The 17,325-nt window shown below is 43.8% G+C and carries 12 protein-coding genes; 4 read left to right on the forward strand and 8 right to left on the reverse strand.

All coding sequences use genetic code 11. The annotated features are described in order from the left end of the window. Positions 1–167 precede the first annotated feature (167 nt). On the forward strand, positions 168–1,193 hold the full coding sequence (locus HFD85_RS19505) for a LacI family DNA-binding transcriptional regulator (protein ID WP_167613651.1): 1,026 nt from the start codon (positions 168–170) through the stop codon (positions 1,191–1,193). 6 nt (positions 1,194–1,199) lie between these two features. Here the strand turns inward: HFD85_RS19505 and HFD85_RS19510 are convergent, their stop codons facing one another. Then, positions 1,200–1,823: a TetR/AcrR family transcriptional regulator gene (locus HFD85_RS19510; protein ID WP_167613653.1), complete on the reverse strand. Its 624-nt coding sequence runs from the start codon at positions 1,821–1,823 to the stop codon at positions 1,200–1,202. Positions 1,824–1,988: 165 nt separating this feature from the next. Between HFD85_RS19510 and HFD85_RS19515 the strand changes: the two genes are divergently transcribed. From HFD85_RS19515 to HFD85_RS19525, 3 genes are all read left to right on the forward strand, one after another. Beyond that, a complete protein-coding gene (locus tag HFD85_RS19515; protein WP_167613655.1) occupies positions 1,989–3,455 on the forward strand; it encodes an aspartate aminotransferase family protein in 1,467 nt (488 codons plus the stop codon). 30 nt (positions 3,456–3,485) lie between these two features. Beyond that, a complete protein-coding gene (locus tag HFD85_RS19520; protein WP_167613657.1) occupies positions 3,486–5,021 on the forward strand; it encodes a xylulokinase in 1,536 nt (511 codons plus the stop codon). 64 nt (positions 5,022–5,085) lie between these two features. Continuing rightward, positions 5,086–5,754 (forward strand): class II aldolase/adducin family protein, encoded by a 669-nt coding sequence (locus tag HFD85_RS19525; protein WP_167613659.1) that lies wholly within the window; start codon positions 5,086–5,088, stop codon positions 5,752–5,754. Between the two features lie 102 nt (positions 5,755–5,856). On the opposite strand, the gene HFD85_RS19530 is transcribed toward HFD85_RS19525, so the two are convergent. From HFD85_RS19530 to argS, 7 genes are all read right to left on the reverse strand, one after another. After that, the gene (locus HFD85_RS19530) at positions 5,857–7,479 is read right to left on the reverse strand and encodes a cellulase family glycosylhydrolase (protein ID WP_167613661.1); all 1,623 of its coding nucleotides are present in this window, start codon (positions 7,477–7,479) and stop codon (positions 5,857–5,859) included. A gap of 134 nt (positions 7,480–7,613) precedes the next feature. Continuing rightward, entirely contained in the window at positions 7,614–8,543 is a 930-nt protein-coding gene (locus HFD85_RS19535; RefSeq protein WP_167613663.1) for a PKD domain-containing protein, read from the reverse strand. 42 nt (positions 8,544–8,585) lie between these two features. After that, positions 8,586–10,070, reverse strand: a complete 1,485-nt coding sequence (locus tag HFD85_RS19540; protein ID WP_167613665.1) for a SusD/RagB family nutrient-binding outer membrane lipoprotein — start codon at positions 10,068–10,070, stop codon at positions 8,586–8,588. A 20-nt stretch (positions 10,071–10,090) separates the two neighbouring features. Further along, positions 10,091–13,441: a SusC/RagA family TonB-linked outer membrane protein gene (locus tag HFD85_RS19545; RefSeq protein WP_167613667.1), complete on the reverse strand. Its 3,351-nt coding sequence runs from the start codon at positions 13,439–13,441 to the stop codon at positions 10,091–10,093. A 20-nt stretch (positions 13,442–13,461) separates the two neighbouring features. Then, positions 13,462–14,559 carry a FecR family protein gene (locus tag HFD85_RS19550; RefSeq protein ID WP_167613669.1) on the reverse strand — a complete coding sequence of 366 codons (1,098 nt, stop codon included), beginning with the start codon at positions 14,557–14,559 and terminating at the stop codon, positions 13,462–13,464. Between the two features lie 121 nt (positions 14,560–14,680). Next, complete coding sequence (locus tag HFD85_RS19555; protein WP_167613671.1) at positions 14,681–15,235, reverse strand: RNA polymerase sigma-70 factor; 555 nt, start codon at positions 15,233–15,235, stop codon at positions 14,681–14,683. Positions 15,236–15,476: 241 nt separating this feature from the next. Next, complete coding sequence (gene argS, locus HFD85_RS19560; protein ID WP_167613673.1) at positions 15,477–17,267, reverse strand: arginine--tRNA ligase; 1,791 nt, start codon at positions 17,265–17,267, stop codon at positions 15,477–15,479. Between the last annotated feature and the right edge of the window lie 58 nt (positions 17,268–17,325).

Here is a 17,325-nt window from a genome sequence, read left to right on the forward strand (position 1 = left end):
ATTATACTGTCTTTAATTGTTTTTGATTTAACTGACCTATTCAGGATCAGACAACCGCTTTCGGTTTTATAAAAGTGTTCCAACAAAAATAGGAAGAAAATCACAAAAATGCAATCGATTGCATAACTTGCGAAATATTCTTAACTTTACCGTCAAATTAAAAGGCGATGACCCAAAAACCTGAGACAACAATTCACGATATTGCCAGGGCGCTCAACATTTCTGCATCCACCGTTTCGCGTGCCTTAAAAGATAATCCGCTGATTAGCGAGGCCACGCGAGCCAAGATCAAGAAAGCCGCGCAGGAAATGGGATATCGCCCCAATACTTTAGCTGCGAATTTCAGAACCAAAAGAACAAATACGATTGGCGTCATCGTTCCGCTGATCAACCGTCACTTTTTTTCTTCGGTGATCAGTGGAATTGAAGATATAGCCTACCAGCAGGGATTTACGGTGACCATTTCGCAGTCGAACGACGATTTTGAAAAGGAAAGTAAAATAGCACAGACCCTGTTTACCAACCGTGTTGACGGGTTGATTCTTTCAATCGGGATGAATACCACAACTTACGATCATTTAAAACTTTTTTCTGACCGGAACATTCCGCTGGTATTTTTCGACCGGGTTGTGGAAGGAATCAAAGCGCATAAAATTGTAGTCGATGATTTTGAAGGTGGTTATATTGCCGCCAAACACCTCATCGATCAGGGACGGAAAAAGATTGCAATGATTGGCGGACCGCAGAATTTGAGAATCTATCAGAACCGGCAGAAAGGCTATATGAAAGCGCTGAATGATGGGCAAATTCCGTTTGATGAATCCATGATCATTCACAACAGTTTATCGCGCGCCGAAGGAAAATTGGCGGTAAAAAAACTACTTCAGAATCCAACACTACCCGACGCCATTTTTTGTGCCAACGACACCACCGCACTGAGCGCTGTGCTGTTTTTAAGAGAGCTGAATATAAAAGTTCCGGAGGATATTGCCATTGTTGGCTTTAGTAACGAGCCCTTTTCGGAAGTGGTTACGCCTTCGATCACTACTTTGCAGCAACCCGGATTTGAAATGGGACAAAAGGCTGCCGAGTTGATTATTCAGCAGATCCTGCACAAGGATAAGAATCTAAAATTTGAAACGATAAAAATGCCGATCGAACTGATCGTTCGGGAATCTTCGGTTTGCCGGTAATCAGGACTACGCCGGCATCAGTCCGCGCAAAATTACCCGGTAATGCCCCTTTACAATCCATTCTTCATCAATATTGTAAATATGCAGAATGTCCTTTCGAACCGAAAGCGTGTTCAGAATACCCAATAACTGCGACCATAAAATAGTTACCAATTCGTAGGTATCGATGTCGTCGCGCAAAGTGCCGTCACTTTTGCCTTTTTTCAAAATATCTTTTAAAATCTCCAGAACAGGCTCAACAAGCAGACTGCGTTCTCCTGTTTCCTCATCTGTAATTACAGTTTGTTCGTATTTCAACAGCAATTGCGAATAGAACGGTTTGTCTCTCAGAAATTCGACAAAAATATCGCCACTATCAGATATCTGCTCAATTCCGGTTTTTGCATCATCCAGTGAACGGTTCAACCGCTTCCGAAGCAGGCCAACACCTTTTCCGGCAAGGGCCAGCAAAATGCTTTCCTTATTCGGAAAATACAAATACAAAGTTCCCTTCCCCAGTTCGGTAAGTTCAGCCAAATCGTCCATTGTGGCATCCATACCTTTTTTACCCGAAAATAATTTTCCGGCTGCATCGAGTATGTCTTTTCTCCGATTCTCTTTTTCCCTAAGTTTTCGTTCTTTAATTCCCATTTTTATGACTTACGGTCATTTTACAAACTAAATTCACAAATACTTTAAAATCTCTTTTTCAATATGTTACAAAATAACATTTTTCTCAAAAAACAAATTTAATTCAATTTATTTGAAAATCAATTTATATGATTTAAATTCGTCGTAAAACGAATACCAACAAATATGGGAAACAATTTTGCCATTTCAGAATACCACGATGTTCAGGAAATTTATACCCGGGTTGAGAAGCTCCTGGCGCTGCCCGTTTACCGGGTAAAACGAGATAAAATGCAGGAATACCTCGATCGTTTCGACAGCAATTGTGCCAAGTCGAAAGCAATGATCGACGAAGCCAAACAATATATTCCGGGTGGAGTTCAGCACAACCTCGCGTTCAACTATCCATTCCCGCTGGTATTTACCAAAGCGGAGGATGCCTGGCTCTATGATCTGGATGGCAACCGTTACATCGATTTTTTGCAGGCCGGCGGACCGACTGTACTTGGTAGCAATCCTCCTGCCATCAAAGAAAAAGTGAAAAACCTGCTGGATACCTGCGGTCCGGTTACCGGCTTGTTTCATGAATATGAAATGAAAATTGCCGAGTTTATTTGTAAACGTTATCCCGGTGTCGATAAATTCAGGATGCTTGGCAGTGGAACCGAGGGAGTAATGGCGGCCATTCGTGTTGCTCGTTTATCTACCGGAAAGAAAAAGATCATAAAACTTGGTGGCGCATATCACGGCTGGAGCGATCAAATGGTTTACGGCATGCGTATTCCCGGAACCGGGCGCTTTGAAGCCCATGGAATTCCGGCGTCTTGCTCGAAACACACCCAGGAAGCTTTTCCAAATAAAATTAAAGCCATTGAAAAACTACTCAAAAGAAATCGCTTAGTTGGTGGAACGGCTGCTGTAATTGTGGAACCGGTGGGTCCTGAAAGCGGAACACGTCCGATTGATCAAGATTACAACAAAAAAATACGGGAGCTTTGCGATAAATACGGAGCCTTGCTTATTTTTGATGAAGTGGTAACGGCTTTCAGAATTGGACTGAACGGTGCCCAGGGCTATTTTGGCGTGGTTCCCGATTTAACGGTTTTTGGTAAAGTAGTTGCCGGAGGTTATCCTTCTGCCGGAGGCTTGGGCGGACTCGATAAACACATGGATTACTTAACCGCCGGTTTGGGTGGCACGAAAAAGAAAGCCATGGTTGGCGGAACTTTAGCGGCCAATCCCTTGAGTTCGGCCGCCGGTTATTATACTTTGGTTGAAATTGAAAAACAAAATGCCTGTGCATTTGCCGGGAAAGCCGGCGATCGGTTGACTAAAGGTCTTCAGGCTTTGATTGAAAAATACGAGCTGCCTTATGTAGCCTACAACCAGGGATCGATCTGTCATTTGGAAACGGCGGGGACCATGTTTGTAGATGTAAACATTAAGCGACCGTGGACCATACCAAAGTCGCTGAAACAAATTAAGGTCAGGAAAAAGAACATGGAAGAAATGGGCGCGGCGTATATGGCAGAAGGGTTGGTAACACTGGCCGGAAGCCGGATGTACACAAGTATGGCCGACACCGATGAGATCATTGACGAAGCACTGCAGCGATTTGAAAGGGTGTTTCAACACATTGAAAGATCGGAGTAATTTTCAAATCACGATATAGAATAACAACGAATGGCAACAGAAATTGTAATCGCACATGATGTAGGAACCAGCGGAGTGAAATCGGCGCTTGTAAACAGCAAGGGCGAGATAATTTGCCACGCAACACATCCCTACCCCATGTTTACGCCACAACCCGGTTGGGTGGAGCAGGATCCGCTAGATTACTGGAATGCGATTGTTGCCAATACCAAAATCTTATTAAAAGCTACTAATCCCGATGAAATTGCCGGTTTGGTTTTTACCACCCAGTCGATGGGAATTATTCCGGTTGATGAAATTGGCACAGTTCTGCGCCGAAATATTACCTGGGTTGACGGCCGTGCCGAAGAACAGGCCCGCTGGCTGATGAACCTTTTTGGTGGCCGGACGGCATTCAAATCCTTTTTGGGTATCGAGATTACCGGAAAAGATGTGATTCCAAAGTTGCGCTGGCTAAAACAAAACGAGCCGGACATTTATAGCAAAACGTACAAAGTCCTCGATGTGAACGGCTACCTCAGATTTAAAGCCACCGGAAATATGGCTGCTGAATGGTCGGGCGCAAGTTCGTGGGGATTCAATGTAAAAAAGAAAGACTGGGAACACCTGTTTTTTATGGCTGCCGGTTTCGACCGTCAAAAATTGCCGGAACTGATCCGCTCAACCGACATTGCCGGTGCACTCACAAAAGAAGCAGCAAAAGAAATGGGATTGAACCAAGGAATTCCGGTATTTGGTGGCTGCGACGATTCGCAAAGTGCCGCTGTTGGAGCCGGTTGTGTTGCTGAAGGATCGGTTTTTGCCTACCTCGGCACTGCGGCTCAACTGGGCGTAACCACAGCAAAAGCAGTAAAATTCAAAAATGGTGCAGCTTGTATTCAGGGGGCCGATCCGAAAATGAACCTGCTGATAGGCGTAACCGAAACGGCCGGTAATAATGTGGAATGGCTCATTCAGAATTTCTACAAAAAGGAACTCGAGGAATTCGGGAAAGAAAAGATGTACGAACTACTCACAGAAGAGGTGAAAGTTGTTCAGGCAGGTGCAGATGAACTGATCTTTACGCCCTGGTTTCTTGGAGAACGTTGCCCGGTAAGCACCACCACCACCCGCGGAACAATGTTCAACCTTGGAATGGAACACACCCGCGGACACATTGCCCGGGCTTTGTTCGAAGGAATCGGCTACAACCTGCGCTGGATAATTGAGAACTATGAAAAAGATTTCAGGCTGAACATTCCCGAATTTCGCTTTATTGGCGGCGGTTCGCAGAACAAAACCTGGATGCAGGCAGTTGCCGACATCACAGGAAGAAAGATCATTACCACCAATTATCCCACCATGGCGGGTGCGCTTGGAGCGGCGATGTGTGCATTTGTTGGTGCCGGAATCTATGCCGATTTCTCGGAAATCGACCGAATCGTCATAACAAAAGAAACCTTTCTGCCAAATGCTGAAAACAAAGCTACGTACGACAAGCTGTTCGTGAATTACAAAAATGTATACCGAAGTCTGAAAGCTACGTACCACAAAGCAAATTACGATCGGTTTAATACTGCAAACTGAACATTAGCACATCGGTAAACACCCGATTATTTTCGAAATCAATAAAACAAATTCAATACAAAAAATGCAATTACACTATCAACAAGAACGGGAAGCACTGGTACAGGCAGGATTGAAACTGGTGGAACAGGGGCTGGTTGCTCGCACCTGGGGCAATATCAGTGTGAAGTTAAATGAGGAAGAAATGCTGATAACTCCAAGCGGTAAATTTTACGAAGACCTCACTCCCGCTGATATGGTAATTATCAAATTCAAAACGAATGATTACGATAAAACAGGAATAAAACCGTCGTCGGAGTTTAAACTGCATTCGGGAATTTATAACGACAGGAAAGAATTCAGTGCCATTATTCACACCCACCAAATGAATGCTTCAACCTGCGCTGCAGCCCGCGTTGAGGTTCCTGCAGTTTTGGACGACCTTGCTCAAATAGTGGGTCCATCGGTGCGTTGCGCCGACTATGCACTGCCATCAACTAAAAAAATTGTTCGCGAAACAGTAAAGGCCATGCGTGGTAGAAACGCAGCTTTAATGGCGAATCACGGAGCGGTTTGTGCCGGTCGCGACCTCGACGAAGCTTTTGCAGTGTGCCAGGTACTCGAAAAAGGGTGCAAAGCATTTATTGAAGCACAGTTTCTGGGCGGTGCAAAACACATCAGTAAATTTGAGGCCTGGGCTATGCACCAGGTTTACCTGAAGAAGTATTCGAAAATAGCCAAAAAGAAAAAGTGAATTTTTCTCACACATTCTAACCGCATAACGAAAAACGAAAAAGCAGGTCATTTTCATGACCTGCTTTTTTGAATTTACTACCTGATAGAACTAAGTAGCCGATCAGCTTTTGTTAATAGTAAATTCTTTCCCCGAGGTTAAATGTATTTTAAAGCGCAAAGTGCGTTTCATTGGCTTTCCCAAAGGCGATACCAATAATCTGCCTCCGCCCGAATCTTCGCAATGTTCAAACACGATCTGGTCGGCTGCAGGGCTGGTTGCAATGTCCTCTTCGGTTAAATTCGACAACACCGGAACATAGATAACACTCGGCTCCTGCTCCTTACCGCTTTCTTCCCAAACAAAGGTAAACTCCCCTGTTTCGAAGTTATAATCGTAAAAGTCGAGCTTGCCCGAAATGCGTTGCGGATAAGGTCGAACTATCGCCTGCTGAAAAAACGGATATTCGTCGATATTACCGTAATACGCCCAGAAAGTATTACTGAACTTGTGAGCTTCAATAATGCCAACCAGGTGTTGGGCGGTTTCCACCATTTTATCCGACTTGCTGTGAAGTGCTCCCCACTCGCCCAGCAAAACGGGCATATTCATTCTTTTGCCGCTTTCAGCCACCCGGTCGAAAATAAATTCTACACGCTCGCGGCTTTGGTTCTCATTCTCTTTGGTATCTACCACCAAATCGTAACCATGAGCGCCGTAAGCCACCTGCGGGTCGCGACTTCCATCGGGTAATTTTGTGGCTTCAAGCGCTGTTGAAACACCGGTATTCACAAAGTAATTGTGATTATAGATCAGGATGTGGTGCATATCCACTTCGCGGATCGCATCAGCTACTTTTTGATAAAAAGGCTGAAGTTTATTCTTTTCGAAAGCTGCGCTCACTTCGTAAACGGCATCCACTACTTTCGAATACCTGTCGCGGGTTGAAATCATATTCAAAGCCTCCATCCGGGAAGCTTCACTTCCCCACATGGCAGCCAGTTCTTCTACCGAAGGAGGCGCTTGGCCGGTTACTTCAACGTAAACCTGTGCATAGGCACCGAGCATCATAGGCAGTACATTTTGCGCCTCGCTACCCATAAATGGCTCGTTCATTACATCGTAACCAATTACGGTTGCATTTTTGGAATAACGTTCAGCAATCAGCTTCCACAAATTAGCGTAATGGTCCTGCAAGCCAATTCCATCGGGAGCCGGAGCATTGTTCCAGAAATTATCGAAAGCAGTTTGAACGGCCGGACTGATCAGGTAAGAATCACTCCAGACTTCGCCCTTGTAATGCGGCTGATCGTTGGTGATGGTGGCCCAATCGGGTGCACCGTCCGAAAATTGGGCGCCATACAAATCCTGGTGCATATCGAGAAAAACATACAGATCGTTTTTCTCGGCCCATTTTATTCGCTTATCAATTTCCTGCAGATAAGCCTCGTTGTATTTGCCGGGTTCCGGTTCCAATCCGTCCCAGATAATTCCCAGACGAATACAATTGAATCCCCAGGCTTTAAATTGTTTAAAGGTTTCCTCACCTTGTGCCGGCATGTATTTTTCTGACGGTTCCTTGCTGATAAAATTAATTCCGCTGAGAATCACTTCGCGCCCTTCAGCATCAACAAAATTTTGCCCTTCAACCTTCAGAAACTCATTGGATGAATCCTTTGGATTTCCGGGATTGCAGGAATAAACGAAAAACAGGATGATCAGAAAAACTGAGTATCGTACTATCATTTGATGTTACATTTTATCTGGTTAGCCATTTTCTTTCTGCGATTCGGAGTAGGCTTTTTAAGCTTTTCCCGAAACAGAATTGAAAATTACCGGGAAACAATTCCCGGTAGTTTTTGGCTTATCATTTTTATATTTTATTTGGCGTCGAACGAAACAGTAATCAATGCCGATGGTTTATCAGGAGCACCGTAAACACTATTTAAGAAAATGGCAACCACCATTCGATCTGAGCTAATATCACGAATAAGTGCGTTAGCCGAGAAATCCTGAATTCCGATGAAACCACCGTTTCCAAAAGTCAGGTAATCGGCACCTGTGAAGGTCACGGTTTTGGGTGTGAAAGCTCCCTCAGCACCTTCGTCCACTGCATCAACAACCAGATCAGTGTTTTCGGTCAGGCTCCAGGTTGCATTTGTTGAAGGTGTGTTTGTAACCGAGAAAATACCAACCGCTGTTGGAATTACAATATTTTCTTCTCCGATTTGCGAGTAACTGTAAATCCAGCCGGCCATGTTATTTCCGTCTTTATTGTTTATCGAATAACTACCGTCGGCATAGAAGGTAAATTCGTTGTCGTATTCAGCTCCCAAACCAATTGCGTCGAGTAAATTGTCGGTACCGGGCATAATTCCTGTTGGGAAAGAAGGATCAACTGAGCCTGCACCATCAACACCCGGAGTAGCAGTCCGGCTAAGCACCCATGTTTTACCGCTGGCGGTTCCGCCACTCAGCAATTCTGCCATACTGGCAACAATTGTAACCGATTTTGAAGAAGTGGCTGTACCGCCGTCGCCGGTTGCTGTAACAGTTATGGTGTATTCTCCAGAAAGTTCATAGGTATGACTGGCTGAAGCTCCTGTTCCGGTTTCGCCATCGCCAAAATCCCAGGTAAAAGAGGTGGCATTGGTTGAATTGGTGGTGCAGTTCACCATGTACGAATTGCTTCCGTCAACTTCGGCAAACATTTCTACAACCGGAGGTTCAGGATCGTCTTTACTACATGATGAAAAAAGCAAAGCCACAACGGCTAACATTGTCAGTACAGAATAAAATGATCTTTTCATAATTCTAACTTTTAGTATTTAATTAATTGATTAATGAAGTCGTTAATTTCTCACATCCCACCAAAGTGGTGTTGTTATTTCATCCGGTCCTTGTTCGTTAAGGGCATCCAAATAATTTTTATTATTGATGTTTACTTCCGAGGCCGGGTAACGGCAGCGTGTTGGCAGTTTACCTTCAGTAACACCAAGATCGAAAGCAGGTGCAGTACGTCTTGGCAAGATCGGATAACCAGTCCGGCGAATATTCGTCCAGCCTTCCATGGTATTCGGCAACACCGAGATCCACAGTTGCGTGCTGATCTGCCTGAATTGCTCTTCGCGGCTTCCACTCAATGTTGCTACCGGGTTACTTGCCACGTAATCCTGAGCAACGCTGTCGACTACTCCCCACTGTGTCATCGATTTTTGAATAGCGGTTTGGTACATAGTGTTGGCATCGCCATCGGTTATTCCAAACAAGGCAGCTTCGGCGCGTAACAGCCAGACTTCGGCAGCCGACATGTAATAAATTGAAGCAGCTTTCCCAACCAGTTTCTCCCCTGGATCAGAAACTTCAGACATTTTCCATTTCGAAAGTTCGGTATCGCTCAACCCGTTGGGTAAACCCACATAATTTCCCTGCTCGTTGGGCTTGGCAAATTCGAACAAACGCGGATCGCCGTTTGCATCCAGCAAATCAACCAGGAATTCACTCATTTTCCATTTCCAGTATCCGTAGTGTATGAAAATCGGGTTTCTGAATTCGTCGATATCCGAATCCTGGTTTTTATTTTCCACGTTCTGATCGTTCTCTTCAATCAGCGGCAAAGCCATACATTCTTTGATAATTCCGTTCGCGGTATTTTCATCGGCAAAACGAATGCGCATGGCCAAACGTAAACGCAGCGAATTGGCAAATCGGGCCCATTTATCCAAATCGTTATTGTAAAACGGATCGGCACCGGGATAGCCCATAGCTGCATCTGCTGAACTTAGAATCGGAACAACGTTTCCTAATTTTTGAAGTGCATCTTTATAAATATCCTCCACTGAATCGAATTTGGGATAGAGATAACCTTCCTGTCCCACACCTCCATCGGAATAAGGAATACTGCCAAAGGCATCGGCTAGCTGAACAAAATTCATGACTGACACCACCTCGGCCATTGCATGGCGCACCTCGTTTTCGTTTTCTCCTCCAGGCTCCGTCATACGCAACACTTCCTGTATGTGACGAATCGGGCCGTAATAGAAGGTTTTAAACAGGTAATCGTATTCGTGATTGGTAAAATTATCGTAATAGCGATCGATGTAAATCGTTGTGCTTTGACCGCAATAAACATGTGCATACTGCGATGCAAAAGGGAACTGTACCTGTTTATTGTTATCGCCGCGTAGTGTCAGTAATACTGCGTTGGCAAATAAGTATTCGTCATTAATTTCGGTTACCGCGTTCGGGTTCGTATTTATTTCTTCAAATTTATCATCACAACCAAAGGTAAATCCTATCAAAAGAATAAGAAGAACCCATGCTTTATTTAATTTCATCGTTTTCATTTTTGTAGCGGTTAAAAGTTGATTTTCAGGTTTGCACCATAGCTCGAAGTCGAAGGCAACGAAAAGTGCTCAATTCCGTTTCCGGTGTTTCCGCTGCTGTACCCCGATTCAGGATCGAAATGATCCATCGCACGGTACAGGAAGAACAAGTTCCTTCCAACCAACGAAACATTCACATTTTCGAAAGGCAATTTGGTGAGTAATTTAGAAGGCAGTTTGTAGCCAAGTACCAATTCGCGCATTCTTACATTAGTAGCGTCCTGTACCCATTCGGCGCCAATTTGCTTGTTGTAAATATTGTACCAGCGTAACGTCGGATCAACAGCAATGGCATTAGGCTGACCATTTACTTCACTCACGCCTTTTTCAACAAAACCTCCTGTTCCTGCAATCCATTCGGCGCGCCCTTCAAGGGTTTCCTTACTTGTTCCGAACAAAGCCATATAAGCCTTTCCCCAGGAATAAATATCCCCTCCCATCTGAACGTCGATCAGGAAACTCAGACTAAGATTTTTATACTTCAACTGGTTGGTAATACCACCAATCCAGTCGGGATTGATATTGCCCATGGCTTTCCAGTCGCCTGCAATTGCAAAGCCGTTTTTATCGATCAGTTTATTACCAAAAGCATCGTATTTGTAATCGGTGGTATAAATCTCGCCATAAGGACGGCCGGCATGTGCCTGGATACTCATATGAAATTCCTCAGCCAGTGGCAGGTATTCCATGTCGCCATACAATTCTTTAACTTCCGACTGGTTTTTCGACCAGGTAAGAATTACATCCCAGCTAAAACCATCCGGCGTTGAAACCGGATTGGCATTTAACTGTACCTCAAAACCGGTGTTCTGAATTTTTCCGGCATTCATTTTCTTCGTCTCATAACCCGTTGAAGGAGTCAGATCGACGCTCATGATCTGATTATCTGACATACTGTTGTAGTAGGTAAGATCAAGCACCAGGCGGTTTTCGAGAAAACCGAGATTGGTTCCCACTTCCCACGATGCTGTTTGTTCGGGTTGCAGGTCGAAATGTGGCAACTGCCCTCCTATCGATGCCAGCGGATAATCAGTCTGGGTTTGAGAAATGCTGTAATACTGTGCTATTTCGTAGGCTCCGGTATCGTTACCAACCTTGGCGTACGAAGCACGAAGTTTTCCAATGTTCAGCCAATCCCAATTCAATTTGAAAGCCTCGGTAAACAAAAAGCTAAGGTTTTCGGAATGATAGAAGTAAGAATTATTTTGCAGTGGAAGTGTCGACGACCAGTCGTTACGCGCAGTTACATCGAGATATAGGAAGTTCTGATACGAGAACGAACCGAGTAAATACAGTGAATAAACCGATTTTTCGGAAAACCATTCGCCGGTACTGTAATTCTGGTAATTCGAAATATGGTACAAACCAGGAACCCGCATCACACTTCCCGACTGCGAAATAGAGCTGTATTTGTTGTAACGGTAATTTCCGCCAAGACTAAAATTCAGGCTCACCTGATCGAACGATTTGTTGTAATTAGCCAGGAAATCGGAGTTCCATTCCAAACTGTTACTCATTCCGTTTCCAACATTACCCTGCCCGGTTGCAACTGAAGGCTTTCCGGGATTTTCATGAGATCTTGAATGTGAATTGGTCAAATCCATTCCCGAACGAACCATAACATTAAAACTCTTACTCATGTTCCATTTCGTTGAAAACATCGCCTGTAAACGGTTCTTTTCGTCTTCGTTGTATTTGTTGTTCAGAATCCAGTACGGGTTTGGGAAAGTATTGTCAGTGTTCCATTTCAGCATATTCCCAGCGGCATCAGCAGTATTGTCTTTTAACGACTGAAGCGATATATTTCGGGGTAAAAGACCGATGGATTGAACGACATTTGCACCATCTTCAGCTAAATACGGACGGTTCTCAACTTTCGAATGGACGTAAGTCATCTTAGAATCGAATTCAATGTTCTCGCCCAGTTTTGAGAAACCACGCAAATTTACTGTTTGCCGCAACAGGTTGTTATTCGGCATAATGCCTTTCGAATCCTGGTTCGTGAGCGATGCATGGAAAGTGGTTGTTTCGTTCCCACCGTCTAACGCAATGGTATTCGAAAACGAACTTCCGGTTCTGAAAAATTCATCGTAAGGATTTTTCTGCGTACTCATCACTTCTTCCTGACCAATCCAGTTCACCCGTGTTTGTCCTTCAATTTTTTCGCCATAACTCCATATCCAGGGATAGTCAGGAATCGGTCGTGCCGGGTTTCCGGTTAGTTGCGGATATTGTCCGAAAGCTCCCTGCGTATAATCGTACTGAAAATCGGGAGTCACCATTGGATTTTCCATCGTATAACCTGAAGAAATGGAGATTCCGATTCCTTTTTTGTTCTTTCCTCGCTTTGTTGTGATGAGTATTACGCCGTTGGCTCCTCGCGAACCATAAGCTGCTGCTGCACCTGCACCTTTCAAAACACTCATCGATTCGATGTCTTCGGGATTCAAATCGGCCAAAGCATCGCCACTGTCGCTTCCTCCCCAGCGACCTCCGCCGCCGTAACCGGCATCCATCGGAATACCATCGATTACAAATAACGGTCGGTTGTTACCCAGCATCGATGCAACGCCCCGCAAAACCACCCGCGATGATCCATCAACACCGGTTGGTGCTTTAGTAATCTGTAAGCCTGAAACTTTTCCGGCCAGCGAGTTGATCGGATTGTTTTCCTTGGCCTGGTTAATGTCGTCGCTGCCAACCTGGGTTATGGAATATCCCAGCGAGTTCTTATTTCGTTCGATACTTAAGGCAGTAACCACAACCTCATCGATCGATTGCACATCTTCATTAAGTACAACATCCAGGTTTGTTTTGCCATTCAGCGCTACATCCTGACTTTGAAAACCAATAAATGAAAACGTTAGTATGGCATAATTGTCAGGGACTTCAATGGTATAATTCCCATCAAAATCGGTAATCACACCTTGGGTTGTGCCCTTTATAACGACGTTTACGCCGGGTAAACCATCGGGCTCGTTTACCGAAGTAACTTTACCGCGAATGATCGATTGCTGTTGCGTTTCAGAATCGGGAACCACCACAATCAACTTTTCTTCCATCACCCGGAATTTAAGATTCGTTTGTTCCTGCAACTTATCGATGATGTCCTGTATATCGGCATCTCGCACGTCAATAGAAATAAGATTATCCAGATCCACCAGGTCGTCGTTATAAAAAAAGCGGTACCCGCTTTCTTCCTGAATGGTGTTAAAAACACTCTTCAGGGGTTTATTTTCAACCTTAAGTGAAATGTTGTCTTGAGCAAAGACAGATAGCGTTGCCGAAAAAAATATGGCAATCAGAAAGAGTTTAAAATTCATAAATTTTAAAAGTTTAGTATTCAATTGTTAGCTTGTTTTAGCCAGATGTCGCGATCCTCGATTTCGTAGTCGATTTGTGCGGCGATGCGTATAGCCTCCATAACCTGCTCCACGGTTTCGTTTTCGAGCGATCCGGTAAATTTCAGGTTCTTGAGCGCTTCATCCCGGAAGTGGATCTTCACGTCGTATTTCCGTTCCAGCTTCACTGCAAGTCGTTCGAGTGTTTCGCTGGAAATGAAAAGCGTTCCGTCTTTCCATGAAGTAAAATTGTGAGGATCTATTCCTTTTGAAATCAAATAGGTTAGCTTTTGTTCGGGGCGTTCAATTGCCTCAACCGGATTTTCTGTTTCGTCGTTTTCGGAAGTAACTTCAGGAATTTCCGGCATTTTACGATAGTAAACTACCCGTTGGTTGGGCTCCATCACCACTTCGTCGCTCTTCCTGTTTTCCAGTTCTTTTCGGGTTACCCCGATCTTTCCTTCGAGCAAGGTGGTTTCAATGGTATTTTCTTCGGGATACGATTTTACATTAAAAACGGTACCGTATGCCTTTACATCAATTTCGGATGTTCGTACAATAAAAACCTTCGACGGATTGGTTTCCACATCAAAAAAAGCTTCACCTTCCAATTCAACAATACGGTTTTTAGCGCCGTATTCGCTCGAATATTTTATGTGACTTTTTGCATTCAGCCAAACGTTGGTCCCATCGGGTAAGGTGATTTGCGATTTTGCCCCGGCCGGAGTGGTAATTTCCTGGTAAGTGATTTGCTGATTGGGCCGGATCAGCAAAAGATAGGAAACAAAGAACGACATCACAGCTCCCAAAAGGAATACAGCTGCAATTCTGCTGATCCAGTAATAAGGACTTCGAATTGTTCGTTGTTTTACAAGCGGTGCCGATTCAATTTTACGGCACAATTCTTTCCACTCCAGTTCCAATTCGCGGTTATCGAGTTTTCCTGCCATCATCGACATGTTCCACAACCTGCGGAATTCGTTAAAATTGCGTATCGATTCCGGATTCCTTTTTAACCAATCCAGTAGAAATTGCTCATCTTCCGGCGAGATCCTTCCTTCGAGGTAGGCCAGAAACAAGGTTTCAATTTTTTTACCCATTTTCTTCGGTTCTTTATTACAAGGAAAACGGGAAAGAAAAATCACGTACAGCAAACTCGGGAATTTTTCATGCTGTACAACACAAAGCAATAAATTCGAATAAAATTGGGAGAAATGGCAGTTAGAGGTAATGTTTTAGCCGCTCGCGTAAAAACTGTAGAGCTCTGAAAATCTGGGTTTCCACTGTTCTGGGAGATATTCCGAGTGCTTCCGCAATATCTTTGTGTTTCATTTGCTCGAAACGACTCATTCTGAAGATTTTTCGACGTTGTTCGGGTAGTTCATCGATTGCAGCTTCCAGGTCATCCATCAACGAATCCAGCGCCATAAAATTCTCAACGCTTTCATCATCTCTGGTTGAAAGCTCCGCATTAAATTCCTCAAAAAAGGTATCGAGTGGCGATTTGCGTGCTTCTCTTTTTTTATAATTAAGTGCCTTATGTTTTACTGCCTTAAAAAGGTAAGGTTTTACCAGATCCTTGTTTTTAAGCTTTTCATTTTCAGCCCAGAAAGTAGTAAGCACCTCCTGTACGACGTCTTTTGACGCTTCTTTATCGTTTAAATAACCTGAAGCATAAACACACAGGGATGGATACATTTCCAAAAAGATCTTTCGGAATTCCTCAACGCTGAGTCCTCCTTCTTTGCCGGAAACGTATAGACTTAAGAACCACACTCTAGTTTATGCTATCAGATTTTGTGACGGTAAAGTAATATTTATTCGGGAAATATTGCAATGACCAATTACAGTCCAGCAACTTAGAACCAAACGAAAATAAATTAGCATTATCGGGATTACCTTTGCTCGAAAAACCGAATATTATTATGAAGGAAGGACGTCGCAAACCCCTTCGACCATTAAATCATAAACAGCATCAAGAAAGAAATTACAGGGAGGTATTACCTCCCTTTCTTGTTTACATCCGTTCGGGCATTTCGATTCCGAGTAAATTCATTCCGCTTTTTACTACCTTACCAACTGCAGTAGCAATTACCAGGCGGAAATTCATAACAGCAGCGTCGTCGACTCCTAAAATAGAATGATCGTGGTAAAACTGGTTAAACTCTTTTACCAGTTCATAACAGTAGTTGGCAATAATTGCCGGACTGTAATTATCGCCTGCTTCCTGCACCACCGATGGAAACAACGACAAACGTTTTAACAGCTCTTTTTCTTTTTCTGAAATGCTGTCGATTTTCAAATTACTGCTGATAGCTATTTGTTTATCGGCCGCTTTGCGCAGCACCGACTGAATACGAGCATAAGTATATTGAATGAATGGTCCCGTATTTCCGTTAAAATCAATAGAGTCTTCAGGATTGAACATCATGTTTTTACGTGGATCCACCTTCAATATAAAGTACTTCAGTGCACCCAAAGCAATCATTCTGAATGTCTTTTCGGCTTCATCGCCCGACAGTGTTTCCAGTTTCCCAAGTTCTTCCGACATTTTGCGGGCCACTTCAGTCATCTGGTCCATCAAATCGTCGGCATCAACAACGGTACCTTCCCTCGATTTCATTTTTCCCGATGGCAGTTCAACCATTCCATACGAGAAATGATAGAGGTCTTTTCCCCAGCTAAATCCGAGTTTATCCAGTAACTGAGCCAGCACCTGGAAGTGGTAATTTTGCTCATTACCCACCACGTAAACCATTTTATCGATGGTATAATCGTTAAAACGCATTTTGGCGGTACCGATATCCTGAGTCATGTAAACCGAAGTACCGTCGCTGCGTAACAGGATCTTCTGATCCAGTCCGTCGGCACTCAAATCGGCCCAAACCGAATTATCGTCTTTTTGATAAAAAATGCCTTCTCGTAATCCGCGAAGTACCTCTTCTTTTCCTACCAGATAAGTATCCGACTCGTAGTAGATCTTATCGAAATCAACACCCAGGCTTTTATAGGTAACGTCGAAACCTTCATAAACCCAATTATTCATGGTTTTCCAAAGCTCCACGGTTTCGTGGTCTTTTGCTTCCCATTTCCGAAGTAATTCGCGGGCGGCTAAAATCGATGGCGCCTGGTTTTCCGCTTCTTCCTTCGACAAACCTTTTTCAACCAGTTCGGCTATTTCTGCTTTGTAATGTTTGTCGAATTCCACGTAAAACTCACCGACCAGGTGGTCGCCTTTCATGCCGGAATTTTCGGGTGTTTTACCATTTCCCCATTGTTGCCAGGCATACATCGATTTACAAATGTGGATACCACGGTCGTTTACAATGTTGGTTTTTACCACTTGTTTGCCATTGGCTTTTGCAATTTCGGCAATGGAAAAACCAAGCAGGTTATTTCTTATATGGCCAAGATGCAATGGTTTATTTGTGTTTGGAGAAGAGTATTCCACCATAAGCAGTTCTGAATTTTCATCAGCAGCCTTCAAACCAAAGTTTTCATCAGAATAAACTTCACTCAGAATATTCAGCCAGTAATTTTTATCGATAACCAGGTTTAGAAATCCTTTTATAACATTAAACGATTCAACCAGGTCGACATTTTCCTGCAAAAACGTCCCGATTTCTTCGGCTGTGATTTCAGGCGATTTCTTCGAAAGACGTAAAAATGGAAATACAACGAGTGTAATATCACCTTCAAAGTCCTTGCGGGTATTTTGCAGCTGTACCTGCGCCGCGTTCACCTCTGATTCGTACAACGATTTAATGGCCTGCAATACTGCATCCTGTATATTATTTTCAATTCTCATCTCTAATCGATTTTAGGAGCGCAAAGATAATACTTTACGCCTAAACAAGCCGATACAT

The organism is Maribellus sediminis (assembly GCF_011799805.1).
GTDB classification, from domain to species: domain Bacteria; phylum Bacteroidota; class Bacteroidia; order Bacteroidales; family Prolixibacteraceae; genus Draconibacterium; species Draconibacterium sediminis_A.

Bases quoted from the DNA above. Each gene is read 5' to 3' on its own strand.
- HFD85_RS19525 (WP_167613659.1), top strand. From the start codon at position 5,086: ATGCAATTACACTATCAACAAGAACGGGAAGCACTGGTACAGGCAGGA.
- HFD85_RS19505 (WP_167613651.1), top strand. From the start codon at position 168: ATGACCCAAAAACCTGAGACAACAATTCACGATATTGCCAGGGCGCTC.
- HFD85_RS19535 (WP_167613663.1), bottom strand. From the start codon at position 8,543: ATGAAAAGATCATTTTATTCTGTACTGACAATGTTAGCCGTTGTGGCT.
- HFD85_RS19545 (WP_167613667.1), bottom strand. From the start codon at position 13,441: ATGAATTTTAAACTCTTTCTGATTGCCATATTTTTTTCGGCAACGCTA.
- argS (WP_167613673.1), bottom strand. From the start codon at position 17,267: ATGAGAATTGAAAATAATATACAGGATGCAGTATTGCAGGCCATTAAA.
- HFD85_RS19520 (WP_167613657.1), top strand. From the start codon at position 3,486: ATGGCAACAGAAATTGTAATCGCACATGATGTAGGAACCAGCGGAGTG.
- HFD85_RS19550 (WP_167613669.1), bottom strand. From the start codon at position 14,559: ATGGGTAAAAAAATTGAAACCTTGTTTCTGGCCTACCTCGAAGGAAGG.
- HFD85_RS19540 (WP_167613665.1), bottom strand. From the start codon at position 10,070: ATGAAATTAAATAAAGCATGGGTTCTTCTTATTCTTTTGATAGGATTT.
- HFD85_RS19530 (WP_167613661.1), bottom strand. From the start codon at position 7,479: ATGATAGTACGATACTCAGTTTTTCTGATCATCCTGTTTTTCGTTTAT.
- HFD85_RS19510 (WP_167613653.1), bottom strand. From the start codon at position 1,823: ATGGGAATTAAAGAACGAAAACTTAGGGAAAAAGAGAATCGGAGAAAA.
- HFD85_RS19515 (WP_167613655.1), top strand. From the start codon at position 1,989: ATGGGAAACAATTTTGCCATTTCAGAATACCACGATGTTCAGGAAATT.